Origin of the sequence: Grimontia marina (genome assembly GCF_900060185.1) — a bacterium.
Classification (GTDB): Bacteria; Pseudomonadota; Gammaproteobacteria; order Enterobacterales; family Vibrionaceae; genus Enterovibrio; species Enterovibrio marinus.
Map to the genome: position 1 here is coordinate 15,517 of NZ_FIZY01000049.1, position 22,203 is coordinate 37,719.

General features: G+C 47.3%; 21 protein-coding genes and 1 pseudogene. 12 read left to right on the top strand and 10 right to left on the bottom strand.

Going from position 1 to position 22,203, the window contains the following annotated elements:
- The first annotated feature begins 506 nt into the window (after positions 1 to 506).
- Positions 507 to 1,004, top strand: coding sequence for a leucine-rich repeat domain-containing protein (locus GMA8713_RS19865; RefSeq protein ID WP_062713556.1), 498 nt, complete (start codon positions 507 to 509; stop codon positions 1,002 to 1,004).
- Positions 1,005 to 1,340: 336 nt separating this feature from the next.
- Here the strand turns inward: GMA8713_RS19865 and gloA2 are convergent.
- Positions 1,341 to 1,733 (bottom strand): annotated as a pseudogene (gene gloA2 / locus GMA8713_RS19870) (SMU1112c/YaeR family gloxylase I-like metalloprotein).
- A gap of 425 nt (positions 1,734 to 2,158) precedes the next feature.
- Between gloA2 and dgt the strand changes: the two are divergent.
- Complete coding sequence (dgt, locus tag GMA8713_RS19875; protein ID WP_062713528.1) at positions 2,159 to 3,619, top strand: dGTPase; 1,461 nt, start codon at positions 2,159 to 2,161, stop codon at positions 3,617 to 3,619.
- Here the strand turns inward: dgt and GMA8713_RS19880 are convergent.
- Entirely contained in the window at positions 3,616 to 4,242 is a 627-nt protein-coding gene (locus tag GMA8713_RS19880) for a TetR/AcrR family transcriptional regulator (protein WP_062713530.1), read from the bottom strand. The genes dgt and GMA8713_RS19880 overlap by 4 nt on opposite strands.
- Before the next feature lie 143 nt (positions 4,243 to 4,385).
- Here GMA8713_RS19880 and GMA8713_RS19885 point away from each other — a divergent pair, with 143 nt between their 5' ends.
- Complete coding sequence (locus GMA8713_RS19885; protein ID WP_062713557.1) at positions 4,386 to 5,477, top strand: efflux RND transporter periplasmic adaptor subunit; 1,092 nt, start codon at positions 4,386 to 4,388, stop codon at positions 5,475 to 5,477.
- A gap of 4 nt (positions 5,478 to 5,481) precedes the next feature.
- Positions 5,482 to 8,571: an efflux RND transporter permease subunit gene (locus GMA8713_RS19890; RefSeq protein WP_062713532.1), complete on the top strand. Its 3,090-nt coding sequence runs from the start codon at positions 5,482 to 5,484 to the stop codon at positions 8,569 to 8,571.
- Positions 8,572 to 9,000: 429 nt separating this feature from the next.
- On the opposite strand, the gene GMA8713_RS19895 is transcribed toward GMA8713_RS19890, so the two are convergent.
- The 3 genes from GMA8713_RS19895 to GMA8713_RS19905 all read right to left on the bottom strand — a co-directional run bounded on the left by GMA8713_RS19895 (position 9,001) and on the right by GMA8713_RS19905 (position 11,246).
- On the bottom strand, positions 9,001 to 10,176 hold the full coding sequence (locus GMA8713_RS19895) for an AAA family ATPase (RefSeq protein ID WP_062713534.1): 1,176 nt from the start codon (positions 10,174 to 10,176) through the stop codon (positions 9,001 to 9,003).
- 63 nt (positions 10,177 to 10,239) lie between these two features.
- On the bottom strand, positions 10,240 to 10,653 hold the full coding sequence (locus GMA8713_RS19900) for a VOC family protein (protein ID WP_306456063.1): 414 nt from the start codon (positions 10,651 to 10,653) through the stop codon (positions 10,240 to 10,242).
- On the bottom strand, positions 10,650 to 11,246 hold the full coding sequence (locus GMA8713_RS19905; protein ID WP_062713536.1) for a glutathione S-transferase family protein: 597 nt from the start codon (positions 11,244 to 11,246) through the stop codon (positions 10,650 to 10,652). Before GMA8713_RS19905 ends, GMA8713_RS19900 begins: the two co-directional genes overlap by 4 nt.
- 81 nt (positions 11,247 to 11,327) lie before the next feature.
- Here GMA8713_RS19905 and GMA8713_RS19910 point away from each other — a divergent pair, with 81 nt between their 5' ends.
- The 4 genes from GMA8713_RS19910 (at position 11,328) to glcF (ending at position 16,128) form a co-directional block, all read left to right on the top strand.
- Positions 11,328 to 12,242, top strand: coding sequence for a LysR family transcriptional regulator (locus GMA8713_RS19910; protein WP_232314503.1), 915 nt, complete (start codon positions 11,328 to 11,330; stop codon positions 12,240 to 12,242).
- A 121-nt stretch (positions 12,243 to 12,363) separates the two neighbouring features.
- A complete protein-coding gene (locus tag GMA8713_RS19915; RefSeq protein ID WP_062713538.1) occupies positions 12,364 to 13,821 on the top strand; it encodes an FAD-linked oxidase C-terminal domain-containing protein in 1,458 nt (485 codons plus the stop codon).
- Entirely contained in the window at positions 13,814 to 14,908 is a 1,095-nt protein-coding gene (glcE, locus tag GMA8713_RS19920) for a glycolate oxidase subunit GlcE (protein WP_062713540.1), read from the top strand. The genes GMA8713_RS19915 and glcE overlap by 8 nt, the downstream gene beginning before the upstream one ends.
- Entirely contained in the window at positions 14,905 to 16,128 is a 1,224-nt protein-coding gene (gene glcF, locus GMA8713_RS19925; RefSeq protein ID WP_062713542.1) for a glycolate oxidase subunit GlcF, read from the top strand. The genes glcE and glcF overlap by 4 nt, the downstream gene beginning before the upstream one ends.
- A 4-nt stretch (positions 16,129 to 16,132) precedes the next feature.
- On the opposite strand, the gene GMA8713_RS19930 is transcribed toward glcF, so the two are convergent.
- From GMA8713_RS19930 to GMA8713_RS19940, 3 genes are all read right to left on the bottom strand, one after another.
- On the bottom strand, positions 16,133 to 16,594 hold the full coding sequence (locus tag GMA8713_RS19930) for a methyltransferase family protein (protein WP_062713544.1): 462 nt from the start codon (positions 16,592 to 16,594) through the stop codon (positions 16,133 to 16,135).
- Between the two features lie 111 nt (positions 16,595 to 16,705).
- Positions 16,706 to 16,927 carry a hypothetical protein gene (locus tag GMA8713_RS19935; RefSeq protein WP_062713546.1) on the bottom strand — a complete coding sequence of 74 codons (222 nt, stop codon included), beginning with the start codon at positions 16,925 to 16,927 and terminating at the stop codon, positions 16,706 to 16,708.
- 5 nt (positions 16,928 to 16,932) lie between these two features.
- The gene (locus tag GMA8713_RS19940; protein WP_232314504.1) at positions 16,933 to 17,826 is read right to left on the bottom strand and encodes an AraC family transcriptional regulator; all 894 of its coding nucleotides are present in this window, start codon (positions 17,824 to 17,826) and stop codon (positions 16,933 to 16,935) included.
- Between the two features lie 76 nt (positions 17,827 to 17,902).
- On the opposite strand from GMA8713_RS19940, the gene GMA8713_RS27455 reads away from it, so the two are divergent.
- The gene (locus GMA8713_RS27455; protein ID WP_157515698.1) at positions 17,903 to 18,079 is read left to right on the top strand and encodes a hypothetical protein; all 177 of its coding nucleotides are present in this window, start codon (positions 17,903 to 17,905) and stop codon (positions 18,077 to 18,079) included.
- Positions 18,080 to 18,090: 11 nt separating this feature from the next.
- Here GMA8713_RS27455 and GMA8713_RS19945 read toward each other — a convergent pair whose 3' ends face one another.
- Positions 18,091 to 18,801 (bottom strand): cation efflux transmembrane domain-containing protein, encoded by a 711-nt coding sequence (locus GMA8713_RS19945; RefSeq protein WP_062713562.1) that lies wholly within the window; start codon positions 18,799 to 18,801, stop codon positions 18,091 to 18,093.
- Between the two features lie 262 nt (positions 18,802 to 19,063).
- Between GMA8713_RS19945 and GMA8713_RS19950 the strand changes: the two genes are divergently transcribed.
- The 3 genes from GMA8713_RS19950 to GMA8713_RS19960 all read left to right on the top strand — a co-directional run bounded on the left by GMA8713_RS19950 (position 19,064) and on the right by GMA8713_RS19960 (position 21,533).
- On the top strand, positions 19,064 to 19,948 hold the full coding sequence (locus tag GMA8713_RS19950) for a LysR family transcriptional regulator (protein ID WP_062713550.1): 885 nt from the start codon (positions 19,064 to 19,066) through the stop codon (positions 19,946 to 19,948).
- A gap of 139 nt (positions 19,949 to 20,087) precedes the next feature.
- The gene (locus tag GMA8713_RS19955; RefSeq protein WP_062713552.1) at positions 20,088 to 21,002 is read left to right on the top strand and encodes a M14 family metallopeptidase; all 915 of its coding nucleotides are present in this window, start codon (positions 20,088 to 20,090) and stop codon (positions 21,000 to 21,002) included.
- A gap of 129 nt (positions 21,003 to 21,131) precedes the next feature.
- Entirely contained in the window at positions 21,132 to 21,533 is a 402-nt protein-coding gene (locus GMA8713_RS19960; RefSeq protein WP_062713553.1) for a phosphate-starvation-inducible protein PsiE, read from the top strand.
- 250 nt (positions 21,534 to 21,783) lie between these two features.
- Here GMA8713_RS19960 and GMA8713_RS19965 read toward each other — a convergent pair.
- A partial coding sequence (locus GMA8713_RS19965; protein WP_232314505.1) for a helix-turn-helix transcriptional regulator occupies positions 21,784 to 22,203 on the bottom strand: 420 nt, incomplete at its 5' end.

Sequence of the window (22,203 nt, forward strand, 5' to 3'; positions counted from 1 at the left end):
CCGGGTATTGTAGTGTCTAGAAAACCTAAATCAACACCCCCCATAAATAAAGTCGACTTTTACCATCCGTTAACATTCGCCAGATAAATGCAATGTACAATTGCATCCATCTCATCTCTCTTTGTTAATCAACAGTTTCAAAATTCCATACTTATTTTCATCATCAACCCCATGAAACATAAGTGTTAAATTTTTAAAATGGGATCTTGAGTCCATTAAAAAAAACACCAAGCAATAGCAGTATTAACAGTGTTAATTGGCTCGACGAATTTCAAAATGTTAAATTTATAACCTTCCATAAACAAAATTATCGGTATCAGCTTGTTATATCATGTTGAAAGAAGCCTCTAATTCTGGAAAAAGTAATCTTTTTTTCGTATATAGTTAAGGTGTTTATATCCTTTTTCCTATGATCAAATATGCCCAACAAATCGAAAATTAGCCGATGCTTAATTATTCAAGCCATCTTACTCACTATCTCTTTTTCGTTTCAATCGGTTCACGCCATGGGAAAGAAAAAGCCGCATTTCGTCGATACATTGAAACTTCATGGGTACATTGATAACTATGGTAACGTCAGATTAAACCATTCACCGCTCACAGAACTACCTGAACCCTTTGAAGTGGAAGGATTTCTGGACATGAAGGGAAGCAAGATAAAGCATTTACCCGATGGATTGACGGTGAAAAGTTATGTAAACGCCTCAAATTCAATGTTAACAAAATTCCCAAAGATTGAAGTCGGTGGTTACATCAACCTGACAGGATCAAAAGTTACGGCATTGCCCACAGGATTTAAGGTGAATGGTGATTTGAGTTTGGTCGACACGCCAATCACTGTCCTTCCGGGGCGATTAAATGTGAAAGGTAACCTTTACTTGGGCAATACACGGATAAAAACACTGCCGGCAGACTTAAAGGTAGGGGGTGATTTGTATATCAGGGGAACACAGGTACAAACAGTACCGGAAACGGTTCGAGTAGAAGGGAAAATCTATCGCTGAACACCAAAAAAAAGGCCCATCGCCCTACTTCTCTCTTATATAGATAATCAAAAAGATTCACCAAACCTGAGTGAATCACTAGGGGCCGTTGACCTTTGGTGATGATTTTTGCAGCAGTTTGCGGGGATTTTATGCAAGGCAGAGGCTTCGATGTGTAACTAGCCTAAATGAGAAGCCGATAACGCAGCAGAAATTTCCCACAAACGCTGCCCGAAAGGTTCCGCTATAACAGAATTGAACCGACAAAGGTAAATAGATGCTGAGATATAGTACGGACGAGAATGAGAAAAATTTGTCTTATTTTATAAACACTTAAAATTCATCTCACGATTTGCATCACCTTTGAGTCACCTCATAGAGTTCCAGTGGAAGCCCATCTGGATCCTGAAAGAAGGTAAAGCGAGATTGAGTATAAGGATCAACCCGCACGGTTTCACACACGATTCCACGAGTTTGCAGATGAGAGATGACTGCGTCAATATCCTGAGTTTGAAAAGCAAGATGACGAAGCCCCAGCGACTCTGGAAAAGAAAGACGCTGAGGACTGCCAGGAAATGAGAACATCTCTAGCTGTCGACCGTCAGGAAGCAACATATCCACTTTCCATGAATCCCGCTCTTCACGATAATGCTCGGCAATAATATCAAATCCCATTACATCTCGATAAAATTACTTAGAAACCTCAATATTACTGGCAATCAAAGCAACGTGATGAATACCCTGAATCACAGTTTCCTACTCCAATTCTTTTTGCCAACCATTGGCAAAATTTACTAACCTAGACTTTGCATTTATACCAGAGTCTTTCTAACCCGTTGACATTAAAGGATAGAAAGTTGGCATTCGAATTGCTGTGTATTCTGAACATGCAACAATACGGATTTGATTATGACGCTATCTACAAAACGAAGGAATCAGTATAAAGCAGGTTTTTCGGTATTCATGTTTGGCTTTTCCGTCGGTGTGATCATTCTCGTCTCAGCATTTTGAGCGTTTTTCTAGTACCTGCCTTTAATGTTTTGACTTCCCAGGGTCTTCTGCTGGCACATTTGCTGTCGGCATTTCTAATTTTCTGTTGTCACTAAGTCTGTCGACAAGATACCCAGACAGCGCTAAGGTTATGAAAATCTGTCGCTTCGACGTTGGGAAGATAAATGCCGCACATCGATTTCAGGAAGAAAGTCAGTCTCGCTCGACCCAGGCCTTATGGCACCAATCTTCAGAGGGCGCTTGAAAGTGACCGCGGGCGAATCATCAACTCTGCGCCTATCCGCCGCCTACAACAAAAGACACAAGTATTCCCGCTCGAACGTAATTCAGCAGTAAGAAGCCGGCTCACTCATTCCATGGAAGTTCAACAGGTTGGGCGCTTTATTGTCCATTCTATTTATGACCGCCTGTCTGATAGAGAGAAAGACGCCTATGGACTTTCGTCACTTGAGCGCGCAATAGAATCTTTGGTGGAAATGGCTTGCTTAATGCATGACATGGGCAATCCACCTTTCGGACATTGTGGTGAAGATGCGATAAACCGTTGGTTCACCAAACACCTTAAACAACTCGCACCCATGCAGCAGCTTCTCCAAGACCTTCCAGTAACGACGACGGAGCCCATCATCCATGAGCTTTGCCATTTTGATGGAAATGCACAGGCGATTCGACTGGTACAATCACTTCATCGTTTCAATCTCACATACAGCCAGGCTGCTGCAGTATTGAAGTATACACGTCCTGCGACAGAGCGTTCTGATGAGGTGCCAAGTAATAAGAGTTATCTCACCAAGAAAGTTGGCTACTACATTACTGAAAACAGCTATGTGAATGCGCTGATGGATGAGCTCGAAATAGCCAAATACTGTCGCCACCCGCTGAGTTATATCATGGAAGCGGCGGATGACATTTCCTACTGTCTGGCAGACTTGGAAGATGCAGTAGAAAAACGGATTCTCTCACTTGAGACCCTAACCGAACACCTCAAGCGAACCTTTGCCGAATTAGAACCGGATAATCGTCCAATTAAAGGCACGCATTGTTTTGATGCTCTGCTCGATAATGTTTACCGTGAAGCACAAAACGACGAAATTAGTCCAACTCATAAGTTCTTTATCAAACTTCGCGTGGAAATGGTTCATCCGCTGGTCAATCACGCATCAGAGCAGTTCACGAATAATCTGGCTGCAGTCTTTAGTGGCAACTTGAACCGGGCCCTCATTGAAGATAACAGCCAATTCCATGCACTAGCGAAAACCTTCAAACAGGTAGCAATCAATCATGTATTCAACGATCCGGAAGTAGAGAATCTGGAACTTCAGGGTTACAAAATCATTGGTGGATTGTTGGAAGAGTACCGACCGCTCCTCGATCTGGATACTGATACATTCCAGAAAATCGTCCGAGGTGAAGGCCGCAAACTACCGGTTGAAAGAAGGTTGTTCAACAAGCTATCAAGGAAACATGTAGCGGCGTATGAAATCTCTTTAAAGGAAGAAGCGCCAGTGAGCAATCCAACGCTTTGGGAGTTCTATTTGAGATGCAGACTGCTACAGGACTATATCAGCGGCATGACAGATCAATTCGCATTCGACGAATATAAAATCCTTTTGGTCAGCGATTAAAACCTATCAGTTGGATAACCATATCCTCGCAAGAAAAGATCGACGCAAGAGTACACGTAATCACGGCGAGTCTCTGCGTCCTCTCCAGAGTCAAACCCAAGAAGCGCCCAATATACCGCGCGTCCATGAAGCATAAGAAGAAGCTGCATTGCTGCAGAATCTGTGTTGTCGCAGAGTGGTAATTCTCCCCGTTTAACCAGTAAATCCAGATAGCTGCTTATACGGTTAATATTCCGGATAGGTCCTTGCTCTAGAAAGATGCGAGCGATTTCAGGATGAGTACCAGACTGTCTGACCGTGTTCTGGAAAGCATTCCGCGCTTCTTCACCAAGCAACATGGTTTGGAACAACCAGCCGAACTCTCGAAGGACAATATGAGCAGCACGTGATTCGTGTTCCAGATCTAGCTCCAAACCTGCAGATATACATTTTTCAATGATGCAGGTTTCGAACAATTGATCTTTACTGCTGAAGTGTGCGTAAACCGTTTGTTTACTGACATTTGCATGCTCTGCAATCGCATCCATAGAGATGCCATAGCCTTGCTTGGAAAATAGCTCTACCGCTGCCGAAAGGATTTGTTGGCGCTTTTTCTCTTTTCTCTGCGAAATGCGGGTAGTCATTCAGTGTTCCTTAACTGAAAATCTGTACAAAAAAGTATCAAATCAAACTGGACAGTCTAGTTTGGTTGCTTTATTTTTAATCTAATTGGACTGGACAGTCTAGTCCAGTAAAACTAATCGTAATGGAAGACGAGAAATTTGCCATGCAAAAGTGCATCCCTTCAATCGCTATCGCAGCGACCATCACATTACTCACTGCATGCAACTCGCAGACACAAGAAGTGACTGCACAGCCAGAACATAGTCTGCCTACCGTCAATGTCCTCACTGTTGAGTTATCACCGGGTTATGCTGTCGATCGCGAATATGTCGGCACAGTGCAGGCTGGTCAAAGTGCCAATCTGGGTTTTGAACTTGGTGGCAAAGTGAATAGCTTGTTGGTCGACGAAGGCGATACCGTTGTTAAAGGGCAACCCCTGATCAGACTGGATACCCAATTACTGGAAACCGAAGCGCAGCAGTTGGGCGCGCAATTAGAACAACTCGACGCCCAACTGGATCTCACCCGCACCAATCTTCAACGACAACGCCAGTTAAAGAAAAAAGGCTTCAGTGCAGATGCGGAAATTGACTCTTTGATCAGTCAGCGCGATGCTCTCTTGGCCAATGTCCGCCAACTAAATGCAACACTGGCCTCCAACAAGTTACGTCTCGAAAAATCAACAATTTATGCACCATATACAGGAAAGATCAGCCAACGTTTTGTCTCTCAGGGTGACGTGGTTAATGTTGGTGCTCCCACACTGACTCTTCTTGCTGATGACTTAAAAGAGGCCAGGATTGGTGTACCAATCAAATACCTTCAGGCATTGTCAGCCAACACATCTGCCAGAGTTCGTGTTGGAGCAAACACCTATGATGCTACCTTACTCAACCCTGGTGCGGCCCTTGACATGAGATCACGTACGGTAACGCTTCGCTACCTCCTTCCTGAAAATACCAGTGCGCTTGATGGGCAACTCGCCTACCTACAGTTTGCTTTCGAAACGCCAAAAGAAGGTTTTTGGATGCCGCTGACAGGATTAACCGACGGTTTGCGCGGCACATGGAATATCTATGCTGTCGTACCAGGAGACTCTGGCAACCAGTTCATTTCACGCCGTTCGGTTCAGGTGCTGCACGCTGACGATCAAAGAGCCTATGTTTCAGGAGCAATCGACAACGGAGACAAGGTATTAACTGACGGTGTCCACCGCGTCGTATCCGGTCAATCTGTGAATCTGGCGGCGGAGTAACTCCATGGAATCATTACTGAAGAATACACGCCTATTGGTGTTGTTTACTGTATTGCTGCTGGTTTCTGGGCTCTCTGCGCTTTCCACCCTCCCACGTGCAGAAGACCCGGCGCTGACTAACCGATGGGCGACCATCACTACCGTATATCCCGGTGCGAGCGCAGAGCGCGTGGAAGCACTGGTAACGGAAGAACTGGAAAACGAGTTACGCGCGCTCGACGAAATCAAACTGATTGAGTCTCAATCCCGGCCCGGCATTTCTGTTATCACGCTTGAGCTGCACGATGAACTGACGGAAACAGAGCCGGTGTGGTCAAAGGTGCGGGACAAACTGGGTGATGCCGCACCAAATTTGCCGTCTGATGCATTAGAACCTGCCTTCGATAACGATCATTCCAACGCCTTCACCTATATCACAGCATTACAGTGGAACGACGACAGTGAGGTCGACCCCCTCATTCTTGGCAGGTATGCCAAAGAGCTTGCCAAGCGGTGGCGAAATCTTGCAGGAACAGAGTTCGTAGAAACCCATGGGGCTCCAGATGAGGAAATACTGGTCACGCTCGATGTGGCTTCCGCAAGTGCACTTGGTCAATCTGCCTTGTCCATTTCAAACGCGATTTCCGGCGCTGACGCGAAAAATGCGGCTGGTGAACTTCACAACAATCACAACCGCTTTCAACTCGAAGTCGCCGGTGAATTAGACTCAGTTGACCGCGTTAAGCGGGTCCCAGTAACCATTGATCAACACGGTTTTCTGGTCAGGCTAGAAGATATCGCTTCCGTCGAACGTGCTCAAGCCCTCCCTCAGAGACAAATCGCACTTATTGATGGTAAGCCTGCAGTTCTGGTTTCAGCCCGTATGCAGGACACCATCAGAGTCGATAACTGGACAGCGGCCGCTGACGCGTTACTTGATGGTTTCCGTGCTGACTTGCCTTCCAACATCAGCCTTCAGCCTATTTTCAAGCAGGCGAGATATACTGAGACTCGACTTTCTGAATTGGTTGAAAGCCTGCTGCTTGGTTTTGGATTGGTATTGATTGTCCTGTTCATCACACTGGGTTTCCGTTCAGCAATTCTCGTCGCATTGTCCCTGCCAATCGCTTCTGCTTTTACGCTCGCCATGATGGGTTTTACCGGATTACCAATTAACCAGATGTCAGTCACGGGACTTATCGTGTCACTCGGTATCATGGTCGATAACGCCATCGTCATGGTAGATACCATCCAGCATTACCGCCAACAAGGTGTGAAACGACTGGAAGCGGCAGTAAATTCCATTAAGCACCTCTGGTTACCGCTGTTAGGCTCTACACTCACCACTATTCTTGCCTTTGCACCGATATTCCTGATGCCTGGGCCTGCCGGAGAATTTGTTGGAGCAATCGCCATCACCGTTAGCTTCTCGCTGATTGGCTCCTATATCGTTTCTCATTTTTTGGTGTCAGGTTTTGCTGCTCGCTGGTTGCCTTCCGGCGAAAACCACAACCATTGGTATCAATCAGGATTGAGCATTCCTTGGTTAAGTCAGGCTTTCCGCGCATCAGTCCGAGCTGCGGTTAGGTTCCCGTGGCTTGCGATTCCTATCGTGTTTATGGTTCCCTTCTCGGGGTTTTGGGCGGCTGGCCAATTAACCGAGCAATTCTTTCCACCGTCAGACCGGGACATGTTTGAAGTTCAGGTGTTCCTTTCCCCGCAGGCGAGTATTCACGCTACATTGGAAACGACCAGACAGATAGAAGCGCTGCTAGAAGAAACCGATGGCGTTGAGCAAGTTGGCTGGGTGGTCGGTGAGAACTTCCCATCGTTTTATTACAACATGATGGGACGCCAACGTGGTGCGCCTAATTTCGCGCAAGCCATGGTGAAAGCGGAGGATTTCCGCGCAGCCAATGACATGATCCCAACACTTCAGGAACAACTTTCTAAAGAGTTTCCGAATGCACAGATCCTGGTAAGAAAACTTGAACAAGGCCCTCCTTTCAATGCGCCACTGGAAGTACGAGTGTATGGCCCGAACCTTGACCGTCTTCGTGATATCAGTGAGAACATTCGCTTGCTGATGGCCTCCACACCCGATGTCATTAACACCCGCGAAACCCTGCAACCTGGTACCCCTAAGATTGCCGTAAAGGTGAATGAAGAAGCCAGTCAGTTAACTGGTATGTCACTCAATGATATTGCCGTGTTACTCAACGCTTCCATGTCCGGCATTGTTCAGGGCAGTGTGGTTGAAGAAACAGAATCAATCCCAGTCCGGGTGCGTGTCGCTGACGAATCCCGTACCAGCATTAATGAACTGAACAAACTTAGGCTTCCAATTACCGGCAGTGAAGGTCAGGCAGATCTCCCTATTTCAGCGATTGCAGATTTGAAAATAGAGCCAAGCCGCGGCGCTATACCGCATCGTGACGGAGAACGTGTCAATGTGATTGAAGGTTACATTACGGCCGGTGTGCTTCCGCAAACGGCCTTGAATGCCTTTACCGCTAAACTGGAACAGGCAGATCTTCGCTTACCACCCGGTTATCGCATTGAGTTTGGTGGCGAATCGGCTGAGCGTAACGATTCAGTTAACCAATTACTGGCCAACCTCACTATCGTTATCACGCTTCTTGTCGCTGTAGTGGTTGTCTCGTTCAACTCCTTCCGCCTGAGTGCAATCATTTTTCTTGTGGGTGTTCAAGCTTCAGGTCTGGGCCTACCCTCTGTTTGGGTGTTTGGTTATCCATTCGGCTTTACTGTGATCATTGGCCTTCTGGGATTAGTGGGTCTGGCTATCAACGCCTCGATAGTCATTCTGGCAGAGCTCAAATCCAGCCCTAAAGCTAAAGCAGGAGACAGAGAGGCCATTGTTGAAGCTGTCAGCAGTTGCGGCCGACATATTACTTCCACGACCATAACGACGATAGGCGGCTTCCTGCCATTGATACTCGCAGGTGGTGGTTTCTGGCCTCCGTTTGCCATCGCCATTGCCGGCGGTACTTTGCTAACCACCCTGCTTTCGTTCTATTTCGTCCCTTCAGCATTCAGAGTTGCTGTGGCATTCAGCCCTCTGGATAAGCCAAATTCTTTGGAAGCAACAGAGTAGGCATAAAAAAACAGCCACCCTTGGGTGGCTGTTTTTTTTCAATGGCTTAATTGTTTCCGCAAAAGCTATAACGCAGAAAGAACAGGGCTAGCCATCAAGCCCATCAGCAGCAAAATTGGAAACATGATCTTAATGATGAACGGAATCCGCATTATCACATCCCTTTTTTATATTACGGTATTTACTAAGTGCGACTCTCCAACGCACTAAGTACTCCGCCTAGCCAACAGCAGCAAAGCCTAATAAGTATAGACACAAAGTTTTAACAAGACATACAGCATTGCATACCTTTTTAGGCAAAAACTTAGACAACGAGCAGTTCTATATGAAATATAAGGAATATTTTCTCTAAATATTTTTGCGATTCATCACGCTTTTATAGCAGATATCATACGAAATCGGATGCAGAACACCTTCAATTCACCTTCATCAATCTGGCCAGTACCAGTTTGGTGTGTCTAACAATCCCTGACCTTGCACTTCGGTTTGACCCAAGACTTTTTCCAGCTCGATGGCATGACAATCTGGATGCTGATTCAAGGCGTTGATCAAGCGATTCGCATGGGAAATCACCCAAACCTGCGAATGCTGTGAGGCGTGGGTGATCAGTCTTGCAAGCGCCGGCAAAAGATCAGGATGCAAACTAGTTTCTGGTTCGTTCAACACCATCAGCGCTGGTGGCCTTGGCGTAAGCAATGCTGCAATCCAAAGCAGAAACCGCAACGTTCCGTCAGAAAGCTCTGCACTGCTCAATGGACGAAGTAAGCCTTTCTGGTAGAACTCCATCGCGAAGCGGCCATCACGCCCAGCAACTATCTTGAGACTGCAACCCGGAAACGCATCTTCAATGGCTTTATCTAATGCTTCTTTGTCTCCTATTTCCATGATGGTCCGTAAGGCAGCCGCCACATCTCTACCATCGTGATGAAGCACTGGCGTTCGGGTGCCTAACTGAGGTTTTCTTGCAGGAGCATCGGCGTCAGTCCGGAAATGATCATAAAAGCGCCAGCTTCGAATCATTTCACGGGTATGAAAAACTTCGGCTGCAGAGCTTGGATCAGCATGGGCATCAAACATGCTGTCATATGCATGAATATGCTGTGACGCCACTTCCCAGCTTCTCCCTTCGCGGATTCTGACCATGCTCCCTTTGCGCTCAACCAAACAGCTGGCTGGTCGATAGTAAGGCCCACTGAAAATACATTCGTGTTTGATTTCAGGATCGAAGTAAAAGAGAGAAGGCGGCGGCCCTTTAGGCGGCGGAGAAGGCAGTCCCAGCGAAACCGTATACCCAAAGGTTTCACTCGAGAACCCAAGTTTTAGCCTTATCACATCTTTGCGTACCACTGGCTCTATATCCACATCGCCGCGGCGCATCGCCTCAGAGATTTCTTCGGGACCCGCCCAGAAGGTCGATTGCAATCCCCCTTCTTCCGCAAGCGAGTTGACCACTCCCCCGGATGCGGTTTTCGCCAGCAACCGAAGCGCCTTGTACAAGTTCGATTTGCCACTGCCGTTCGGCCCGGTGATCAGATTTAACGGCCCGAGGGGGATAGTGAGAGACTGTATGGATCGGTAGTTGGCAATGGAAAGCGTGGTAAGCATGATGGGTCCTGAAAAGTGTCCAGACGAAGTAACATATCAATGTTATCAATCGCCTGTCACCCTTCATTTTTCCAATTCATTAAACTCCAGCACAGTGCCATCAGGGTCGCGGATAAAACAAGCCACACGTCTTTCCCCGATGCGTATCGGCCCTTCCGTTACCTTGATATCCCTTAGCTTACAAAAAGAGAGAAACGCAGACATTGAGTCGATCACGTAAGCAATATGGGTAATGCCTGGAAACTTCGTGTCAGCATCCAGAAGAACATTGTGCCCGTGCAGCAAAGGTTCATCGCCACTGAATATCAGATTAATACGCTGACCTTCGCTGTTTTCCATCTCACAGGCGTTGTGCTCAGGCAACATCAACACTTGGGTAAACCCAAGTATTTTGTAAAAAGACATCGATCTTTGAGCATCACAGACCCGAATACCAACATGTTCGAAAGCCCTGATTTTTAGCTCATCAGTCATCATTCAATGCCCGGCATGGTGATAAAGCGATCGAGCCCCTTGATAGCATTCATCCAACGGTTTACGTGCTCAAATTGCTCTCCACTCACGCCCCCTTGATGCATCAATGCTACGTAAGGAAAACATGCGATGTCTGCAATGGTCGGAGAGTCACCCACCAGCCAATCGTTCTCTGACAGTTGGTCATCTAATATCTCAGCACACTGAAGCGCCTTGATTCTCGCGCTGTCCACATCCAACTCAACGCCAAAGAGATCATGCAATCTGGCATCGTTTGGGCCCCTTGCGATTTCATTGGCAGCATAAGACAACCATTGCATCACCTCTCCCTGACTTTTGGCATTCTGAGGCCACCAGGATAAAAGCTGATATTTTTGCGCGAGATAAATAAGAATTGCCTGAGAATCACGGACGATAAAACCATCGTCGTTCAGCACCGGTATTTGCCCTAGAGGGTTTATCTTCAAAAACGCATCCGTTTTGTGCTCACCTGCCATGTAATCAACGGCGTAGACAGATAATGGAATATCATTTAAAGCGCAAAACAAACGTACTTTGTAGCAGTTGCCGGAAAGCTCAAGGTCATAGAGTTTCATATCCAAAGCTCCTTCCAATGGATGATTGAGGTTTCATCACTGTAAGTCGAAAATATGCCTTCGAACATGGAGGTTAGTGCAATGCAGGATTGCAAGAATGCAGACCCATTATGGAATGACCTGAAAATCTATAACGCTGTCGTCTGCGAAGGATCATTATCCGGCGCATCTAGACGATTGAGCATCAGTCATTCCACAGTGTGCCGCAGAATTTCGCGTCTCGAAGATATTGTCGGTGTCACGTTAATCCACAGACGTTCGAATGGCATCGCATTTACCAAAGATGGAGAGCAGTTGGGTGGTTTTGTCAGGGAAATGGATGAGCGCGCCAACGACATTATGTTCTGGATTAAACAGAAGAAAGATGACCTCGCAGGCATCCTATCACTCAGTTGCTGTGATATCGCCTTACAGAGCCTGTCGCGTATTGTAGGGGACCTTTCCGTCTCCAATCCCGGCATTCAATTCGATATTAAAGTCAGCGCGATGAATGCAGATTTACGGCTTGCCAGCACAGACCTCGCCATCCGTGCCACCACCTCTCCCGATGAGTCGCTGGTTGGCGTAAAGCTCAGTCACTTTCGGTTCCAATTGGCGAAATGCACGGGAGTAAACTCTCCTTCCCATGCGAACTGGATTTGCCTTAACGACGCGTTTTCCCACCTTCCTGCTGAACGTTGGCTAGGGGAACTAAAATCAGTGAGCCAAAGCCAAATCAAAGTCGACAGCTATATGAGCGCAGCGGAATTGATTCGCACCGGGACAGGCATTGGATTGTTGCCGGATTTCGTGGTGGAAAATGATCCCTTCCTTGAAGCCATCGACGTTGAAGAAACACTCCCCACTTGGGATTTGTGGTTGGTTTATCACCGCTCTCAAATCAACAACGGTCTGGTAAAAGCATTTACTAATCACCTGAAAAGTCATTGGTGTGAAAACCAATCCATACCCCTACCTCCGGAAGTAAGCAGCACCGATCTTTCTTGGCAAAAGTGAATTGCGCTCTCATTCTTCGTTCAAACTGGACGGCAGCCCTCACACTAGGCTCAATGGATAGGAAGCAGAGACAAGTACTCACCTATTGTTAAAAGCGTGGATTGTTTTCAGGGAAGGAAACATGAAAAGGGAAGTCATCACAGCACTAGAAGGCATTGTCGGCAGCAAATTTGTCATTACCGACGAGGAAACCATGCGCCCCTATGAGTGTGATGGTCTCTCGGTCTATACCGAAATGCCAGTGTGTGTCGTGCTTCCTGCATCGACAGAAGAAGTCATGGCGGTCATGTCGCTCTGCTATAAGCACAAGATCAACGTCGTCGCCCGAGGTGCAGGAACCGGCCTTTCTGCTGGCGCCTTACCGCTAAGCGACGGCCTGCTGCTTTCCCTCGCCAGACTCAATCAAATACTGGATATCGACAAAACCACCTCACTGGCCGTAGTTCAACCCGGAGTTCGAAACTTGGCTATATCAGAACAAGCCAGCCTTGAAGGTTTGTATTATGCGCCTGACCCATCATCCCAAATTGCGTGCTCGATTGGCGGGAACGTCGCTGAAAATGCAGGCGGTGTGCATTGCCTGAAATATGGCTTAACCGTCCACAATGTGGTGTCTGCTGTGATCGTCAGCGCCGAAGGCGAGAAACTGGTTTTAGGCGGTGCTGCGTTTGACTTACCCGGTTTCGACTTACTGGCTTTAATGACTGGTTCTGAAGGCATGTTAGGCATCGTCACTGAAATCACCGTGCGCTTGCTTCCTCTGCCCGACGTGGCCCGCGTGATCCTTGCTGGTTTTGATTCGGTGGAGAACGCTGCAAATGCAGTGAACGATATCATCGCCAACGGCATTATTCCCGCTGGTTTAGAAATGATGGATGCTTACGCCATTTCCGCCGCGGAAGACTTTGCCAAAGCGGGTTATCCCAAAGAGGCAGACGCCCTACTTCTTTGCGAGCTGGATGGCAGCGAAGAAGATGTGAATCACCAGCTTTTACAAACTCAGCAAATATTGCAGCAGGCAGGTGCAACAACTCTCAAGATCTCGGAAAGCGAAGATGAACGGGCAAGAATGTGGAAGGGCCGCAAATCTGCATTCCCTGCTGTAGGGCGTATTTCACCTGATTATTACTGCATGGATGGCACCATTCCGCGCAGTGAACTTGCCAGTGTGCTCAATCAAATCCACCAGCTTTCACGATTCTATGGCCTACGCGTCGCCAATGTCTTTCATGCTGGGGACGGTAACCTCCACCCTTTGATTCTGTTTGATGCCAATGTGCAGGGGGAACTTGAAAAGACCGAAGAATTCGGCGCAGAGATACTCAGACTTTGTGTAGAGGCCGGAGGCTGTATCACTGGCGAACATGGCGTTGGCGTAGAGAAAATCAACCAGATGCACCACCAGTTTAACGACGCCGAATTAGCACAATTCCATCGGGTGAAAGCCGCTTGGGACAAAGAAGGATTACTGAATCCTGGGAAAGGCATTCCTGAGCCCAAGCATTGTCAGGAGCACAAAACACTTACCCATTCTCAAGGAACGAAATCAAAAAGTACGGAGGGAAGCTCAAATGGCTGATATCACCTCCAACCTGCTAGAGCAAGTTCAGGACGCCGTTGCAGATAAAGCTGCGCTCAACTTAATAGGTGGCAATACCAAGCATTTCATTGGCCGCGAGCCGGTTGGTCAGGCAGTTTCCCTGAAAAACCATACAGGCGTGATTTCCTATCGCCCTAGCGAGCTTGTGATTACCGCCCGTGCGGGCACGACCATTGCAGAGATTCAGGCACAGCTGGCTAAAAACAACCAGACCTTGGTGGGTGAACCACCGGCCTTTAACGGCAAAGCTACGCTCGGAGGTTCGGTTGCTGCAGGCATCAGCGGTGCTTCACGCCCTTTCTGGGGCTCACTGCGTGATGCAATACTGGGGGTGAAACTCATCAATGGCTACGGGGAACATCTTCGCTTTGGCGGACAAGTGATGAAAAACGTCGCTGGTTACGATGTTTCCAGACTGCAAGCTGGGGCGTTTGGTGCGTTCGGCATTATCACTGAAGTCAGTCTGCGTGTGCGTCCAAAATCAGAAAGCACCACCACCCTGGTGTTTGAATGTGATGCGCCCTCTGCTATCAGGCGAATGCGTGATCTTTCAGTATCCGCGCATCCTTTGTCTGCAAACGCTTGGTATGCCGGCCAGCTGTTTATTCGCCTTTCCGGAAGCCACTCAGCAGTCAACAGCAGTGCAGAGACGCTTGGCGGAGAAGTGCTGGAGAATCAGGACTTATTTTGGCGCTCCATTAGAAACTTTCGTCACCCTTTCTTTGCCAATACGACTCAGTCTCTTTATCGCCTCTCGGTTTCACCCTCAGCGCCGCATTTTGAGCAATGGGGTGAAACCTTGATTGATTGGGCAGGCGGTGTCAGATGGGTCTATTCAGAACAAACTCTTTCCTCGCTGTCTAACACTGCCTCTCTGCATGCAGGACATGCTACCTGCTATCGCCCCCTTGAGCGCACAAGCGAGTGTTTTCATCCGCAGCCGGACACAGCCAAACGCATTCACCAGAACCTGAAAATGGCTTTTGACCCACATCGTCTGTTTAATCCGGGGCGCATGTATTCATGGTTAGGGCAAGCTGAAGCTCTGGGAGACAATAGCCAATGAAGACGTCACTAAAAGATGAGTTTCTAAGCACGTTAGATGGCAAGAAAGCTGAAGAAATCCTGCGACGATGCGTTCATTGCGGCTTCTGCAATGCTACCTGCCCAACCTACCAAGAACTCAGCGATGAGCGGGACGGACCGCGCGGGCGAATTTACCTGATCAAACAAATGCTGGAAAACGGGGAAGCTACAGAGAAAACACGCACGCATCTGGATAGGTGCCTGACTTGCCGAAGTTGTGAAACCACCTGTCCCTCCGGCGTCGAATACAGCCAGCTGTTGGATATCGGCAAGCAGCACATTGAAAAGCATGTGCCTCGTTCGTTTAGCGACAGAATACTCCGTTACGGCGTCACACGAATCTTGCCCAATGCTTCATGGAACAAGGTGATGTTCAGGCTTGCACGCCAGTTTACGTTTCTCATGCCGGACACTTTCCGCGAGCAAATTCCAACGGAACAATCGCTAACGTCCTATACTTTTTCAGCCAAAACCAACCGCACCATGATTGCCTTCAGAGGCTGCGTGCAGCAAACCGCTACGCCCAATACTGTCAAAGCTGCCAAAGCGGTGTTAAGTCATTTGGGGATTGAGCTGATTGAAGTGGCTCAGGAAGGCTGTTGTGGCGCAGTCAATCTTCACCTTTCAGAACATGAACGTGCCGTACAACAAGCCAAGAGAAACATCGATGCCTGGTGGCGCTATCTCGAACATGGTGCTGAAGCCATCGTGATGTCTGCATCGGGCTGTGGTGTCACCATAAAGGAGTACCCGCAACTTCTGGTCGAGTCCCCTCACTATCGAGAGAGGGCTTTGGCTATTTCGGAAAAAGCCAAGGATTTGAGTGAAATCCTGTTCGCCGAAGATCTCAATCAATTACCTCTCAAACCCAGTGATGAGCAGATTGCCGTTCACTGCCCCTGCACGCTCCAACACGGTATGAAGAATAAGGAAACCTATTATGAGGTATTAAGGCGATTAGGTGTCGAGCAAACCCGCACGACGGAAGATCATCTTTGTTGTGGATCAGCAGGTACCTATTCACTGTTTCAACCAGAGCTCAGTCAGCAATTATTGAAACGTAAAATGAAGGCGCTCAGTGAAGGTGATCCTGAAGGGATTGTCACAGCCAACATTGGCTGCCAATTGCACTTAGGCTCGAAAGCCCAAGTGCCGGTGAAACATTGGATTGAATTGATTGCGGAACGTTTGGAAAACTGAGCGGTTAAATCCAGCGTCTTACTTTTGTCATGTATTCAGGAAAAGCATCCGGGAATTGACCCGTCAGGTAGGCTTCTTCCGGCTCAATCTGAAAGCGGTTCATGTAAAAAACAAACGCTAAACAGCCCAACGCCGTGAACAGATTCGCCCAATAAAAAACGCCACCAACTAACGCCAGCAGCATTCCAAGGTACATAGGGTTTCGGGTGATTTTGTATATGCCACCGGAAACAAGCGCTGTGGCCTCCGTCGTCAGCATGGGGTTTACTGTGGTTTTATGGCGACGAAACTCGACCACACCGCTCACAGCAACAAACGCACCAATAGCCACAAATAACAAAGGCAACCCCGAAGGAAGGGAAACCAACCATTCGCTAGCAGGGGTAAACAGGGAAATGACCTTCATCAATGCAAGCGCCAGCGCAACAACAATGACAGGAGGAATTTTCAGTTTCAGACTATTCATTACATCTCATCCGTGGGCTTATTTTATCAACCCATAGTAACGCTTTGTGTAGCCCTTCGCGCTCCTACCAGACATTAACCTGTTGAAATAAATCTACTTCCGCGAGGTAACTCAAGGGTTTGGATTCACGTAATAAAAAAGAGTGAAGAAAAGCGCCAGTATGAAGTTCACCTGCCACAGTCCGTTCCCCCAAAACGTCAGTGGTTCATCAGACCATATCCGCAATGACAATACGAACATCTCCCCTTTCACCGTGACAACAAGCAATGCGGCAAGATAGGTTTTGATAAAGCTCCATACACCCAGCCGGGCATAACCCAAAAACTTATCCATCCCCGTCACTGTATTGGCAGGTAAATATCAGTGATCATCTCGCGTTCCGGTACTTCTGGGAACAAGTTGATTCGCTCGAAAAACACCGGAAAATCACGAAGCTTCTCACCCGATTGCTCCAGCCACGGGGAATAAAGGTGGCGAACAGCGACACCAATGGCATCCGTGCTACCCACAAAGCGGATCTTGGCACATCGCCCCCCTTCGATGGTTTTCACTTTGATGTGCGGGTCAGATAGATCCGCCCTTTCAGGTAGCTCACAGCCAATGTCAAAACGGAAAGAAGAGTCGGTTACCGCATCAGGGTCATCAAAAACCAGATTGAAGGTACGATACTTCGACGGAGGACAATGATTGGCACGTCGCCATTCAATAAACTCTCCTACCGTTCCACCGAGTCGGTTAGGTGAATCTCGGTGCTCCATGGCAGCAATCGTGATGCTTGGGACATCCACAATCTCTACCTCAAAGTCAGTCCGATTCACATACACTTCATTCCTGACCCGCACAATGGCATCAAAATGGGTTTCCCACGACGCCCAGTCTGGAGCCTGCCGGAAAGCAGAGGGGGAAACACCAAAGACTTTCCTGAACGCGCGGGAGAAAGATTCACTGTTTTCGTAACGACAATCGAGCGCAATATCAGTCACGGAGATATCAGGCCGATAAACCAGTTGGTAGGAGGATTTTTTCAGGCGAAGCAGCCTGACATACGTGGCAACGTTAACGCCATAGCGGATGGAAAACTGGCGGTGGAAGTGGAATTTCGATAAGCATGCAACGCCGGAGAGCGCGTCCAAATCAATGTCGCTATCAAGGTTGAGTTCAATGAATTCGCGCGCTCTTTCCAGTTTTTCCGCTAAATGATGCATCTTGGTTCTATTTGCCGTTTCATCCATGTTCAGTACCATTCTGAGTCTGCCATTCGCATGGAAAACCAGTCAGGCCAAAGTATCCTGAAACAGAAAATAAAACATGACCAAAATTGCTGAGCTTCGACCTAAGTTCGGGTTTAAGGTGGATTTAGCGCAAGGGGTTACAACGACGATTCAGGGAGAGCTGAGTATCTCTTCAAAATTAGGAAAAGGCAGTATTTTTACCCTCCGTTTCCCAAAAAAAGAGCAGCCTAAGCTGCTCTTTTCTTTCGGTTAACTCTTCGTGAGTCAAGCAAGGATACCCTCACCTTTTTCACTCATCGATTCTTGATGGATAGCCATCAGTTTCTTCGAAGACTCGCTCATCATTTTCATCGGCACTGTCGCAAAGTAAACCGAAGCCAGAATAACCATCATTGGGTCAGCGTATACCGCATATTCTTCCAGACCACTCATCATTAGACCTGCTGCGACCAGGAAGCCCACCAATACCGCGGCACTGATCACCGTGTCCATCAACCATTGGCTTGATTCTGCTTTCAAAATCGCTGAAGGACGTTTACCGGATTGCTTGCGAACCGCCATGTAGGTTGCCAGACAACCCACCACGTTGATCACGCCAAATACCAGTGCAAAACCTGCGTTCACTTCACGACCACCGTCGAACATGGCCTGCATTGCTGAAGCGAAGGACACCAGACAAACAATGCCCACCACCAGACCTTTGGTCAGAACCACCAGCGATTCAATCACTGCAGCTTTACGCGCGGAGACTGGCTGTTCTGTTTTGCCTGATTTCTTCACAGGCTTACGAATGTACATGGTTGCTGCCAGCGCCATCAGAGAGAGAGCCAGGCTGACAAGAGAGTAAGCGCCGTCGAACACAATAACCATGGATCCCGCCCAGATACCCAGGCCGATACCCATTGCCGCGAAACCTAAACAAGCAAGGGTAGAAAGCTTCAATAAGTTACGTTCTTTCGTATATTCACAAGACATAAATCCCCACAAAGTGACAAAAATTTTGACAGTAGCAAGAATAACCAAACCACCTCTTACCATTTAGCACAGTTCTTATTGGCCTGAAACAGCCGTTTATACGAGGTAATTTGGGTATTCCTTAACGCTCTGGAAACACAATAACCGCTTTTGAGAAAAACCAAGAGTTGCTGAGCGACAACTTTTTCGTCACTAGGTCTTTTCACTGAAATATTTAGGCGTAGAATCGATTTCTACAAGATCGATGAAACGGTATGCCGCTATGCGTAGTAGCCAAATTGAAATGTTTTTAACCGCGGTAGAAAAAGGCTCGATTGCCGGCGCCGCGCGAGAGCTTGATAAAAGCCGTACGACGGTGAGTGCTGCAATCAATGCCTTAGAAGATAGTTTAGGGGTGGAATTACTTGCCCGCTCGGGTAACAGCGTCAAACTCACAGATGTGGGCCGCATGGTGCACGATGATTGCGAACGTATGTTACAAGCTGCGTTGGATATTGAAGCCAAATGCCGACAATTCGAAAGTGGCATTGAATCCGCTCTTCGCATCGGCCGTGATGATGCACTGCCGGAATCTTTTTGGCGCTCCACCATGCGCGAAATCCAGCAGCAATTTCCGGATTCCAGCGTATCCATTTACGTGGCACCGCCGCCAGAGCTCTACGAAATGGTTGATGAAAACATGGTGGATGTGGCGTTTGGCTTGCTGCCTGAAACCCGCGCATTTGGACGGATCAACTCGAAAAAGCTCGGCCAGGTACGCATGATGTCAGTGGTACGAAAAGATCATCCGCTTGCGTCGATGAAGCGTATACAACGAGCTGATCTGGAACGCTACACCGAAATCACCCTCGCTTACGTCGATGATGAGGGCCTAAAAGCGCTGGATCCAATTTCACCCCACTACATCGCATTGCCGTTTTATGAGCACCTCCGCGATGCAGTATTAGACGGTTCAGGTTGGTCAAACGTGCCTTCTATGCTGTTAAGGAAGTATCTTCGTAGTGGAACATTGCAGGTGATGCGCCATTCTAACGCGATGCAATGGCAACCTTATGGCGAAATCACCGCCATGGATGCACGTGGTGGAGCCCTGACTGCATGGCTTTCAGATAGGTTGGAAAATTTCCTTGTCTCAGATAATGAGTGAAGAATCAATAACTGCAAAAGACGCTCGCAATTTTAGTTACCCGATGAAGTATCACAGCTAATATCAACCAATACCTCGAAACGACCTGACGATTGAAGGCTCAAGTTGTTTGGATTTAAAGCAAAAGGACAGTAGAAGCATGTCAAACACATATTCGATCGGTACGCCAGGTCAGCCTTGGGGTAAGGAAGAAAAGTCCCAGTGGCTGAATACCGTCAGTATCAAACGCAGTTATCAAGATGAAGTGGTAACTAAAATCGAAGCGCTGAAAAATCGTTTTGATATTGAGCAATATGGAGCACTCTCTTACAACGTAGCCCGTTATCCTCAGTTTGGTATTTGCAGTCTCAATATCGACGCTTCCAAACCCACCATTCTGATCACAGGTGGTGTTCACGGCTACGAAACCAGCGGTGTTCATGGTGCACTGAAGTTTCTGGATACAGAAGCACAAAATTACACCGAGTATTTCAATCTGGTAGTCGCACCTTGTGTGAGTCCTTGGGGTTACGAAACCATCAACCGATGGAATCCACAAGCTGTCGATCCAAACCGTTCATTCTATAAGAACAGCCCGTCAGAAGAGGCGAAAAATGTCATGGAATGGGTAAAAGGACTGGGCTTGAATATCTTCACCCATATTGATCTGCACGAAACCACAGATACCGACGAATCTGAGTTCCGCCCAGCTTTGGCTGCACGTGACGGAAAAGAATACGAAGAAGACATCGTACCGGATGGCTTCTACTTGGTTGGTGACACCGACATGCCAAACACTGAATTCCAGACGGCTATTATCAACGAAGTGCGAAAAGTAACCCATATTGCACCTGCTGATGACCAAGGCAACATAATTGGTGAGCCGCTTGAGCAGGAAGGTGTGATTAACTACCCAACCAAGAAGCTAGGTCTATGCAGTGGTTTCACCAACTGCCAATATGGGACAACTACTGAAGTGTACCCGGACAGTCCAAAAGTGACTGATGATGAGTGCAATGATGCACAGGTTGCCGCGGTGCGTGGTGCCTTGAACTACCTACTATCAATACGTTAATTACCGAATTTAACTGACTCTTCACCATACATTCACATCCATCGTTTTTGATGGATGTGTTATCTCATATAAGACGCATTATTCTTCAACGTTCTCGTTAAACTGCCTATTTGCGAAGGATTTAGTCATATGCCAAAGAATCGAAGCGCAAGAAAAGTCATCCATTTGATGGAAAAGCTTGTCTTGTGGCTGATTGTTCTTGCAACAATCTACGCTATCGGTGAAGAAATTTATATTGTTGCAATTAACCGAACAGTTTCAGTGGGAGATCTTCTGCTGATGTTCATATACCTAGAAGTTCTAGCCATGGTACATTTCTTTTTCGAATCCGGAAAAGTACCAGTCAGAATGCCGCTTTACATTGCGATCGTCGCACTCGCAAGATACCTCATACTGGATATGAAGAACATGGATGATTGGAGAATAATCACCGTGTCTGTTGCAGGACTTATTCTGGCCGTAACAGTATTTATAATTCGCATTGGCCATATCAAATTCCCCTACCCCAAAATTGGAGAGGCTGACGACTGAGCCTCAACTGGAAAGATACGGCCATGGTAGCTTTTCTGATTAAGAGAAAATCAGTGGATGAAATCCTTTCCTTGCACCTCCGGCCATCCATTTTTCCAAGACAGCTTCCCCATGTATGCCCTGCGTCTTTCGGCATGAATGTTTAACTGTGAAACATCACTAACAGTTGTGCAGCTCAAATCGTCATCTGATGCATGAAACACGGTATACAAAGAGGGTTTAAGATATCATTTCAATCTGGATTTTTTAACTATACTCCTTTTTCTCTATAATCAATAGGTGTCATATTTACCTCTGTTCTAAAAATACGATAGAGATATTCTTCTGAAGAGTAACCAGATAATTTTGCGATCTCGCCGACAGATAAATTAGTACTAATAAGTAGCTTCTGGGCATATTCTAATTTTGCATCATGGAGGGCTTTGTGTATTGAGTAACCCATGGCTTCTTTATAACGTCTCTCAATCAATGTTCTAGAGTACCCTGTACTGTCTACAACCTGTTGAACTTTTATACCTTTCTTGAAGTTTTCCCTAATAAAGGGTAAGCGCCCCATGAACCCCACATTCTTATCATGCTGAGTTCGCCATAAGATCAAACCTCCCACCACAAGGAGATTTTGATATGGCCAATCGACGTACTGACCAAGAATGGAAAACCCTGTTCGAAC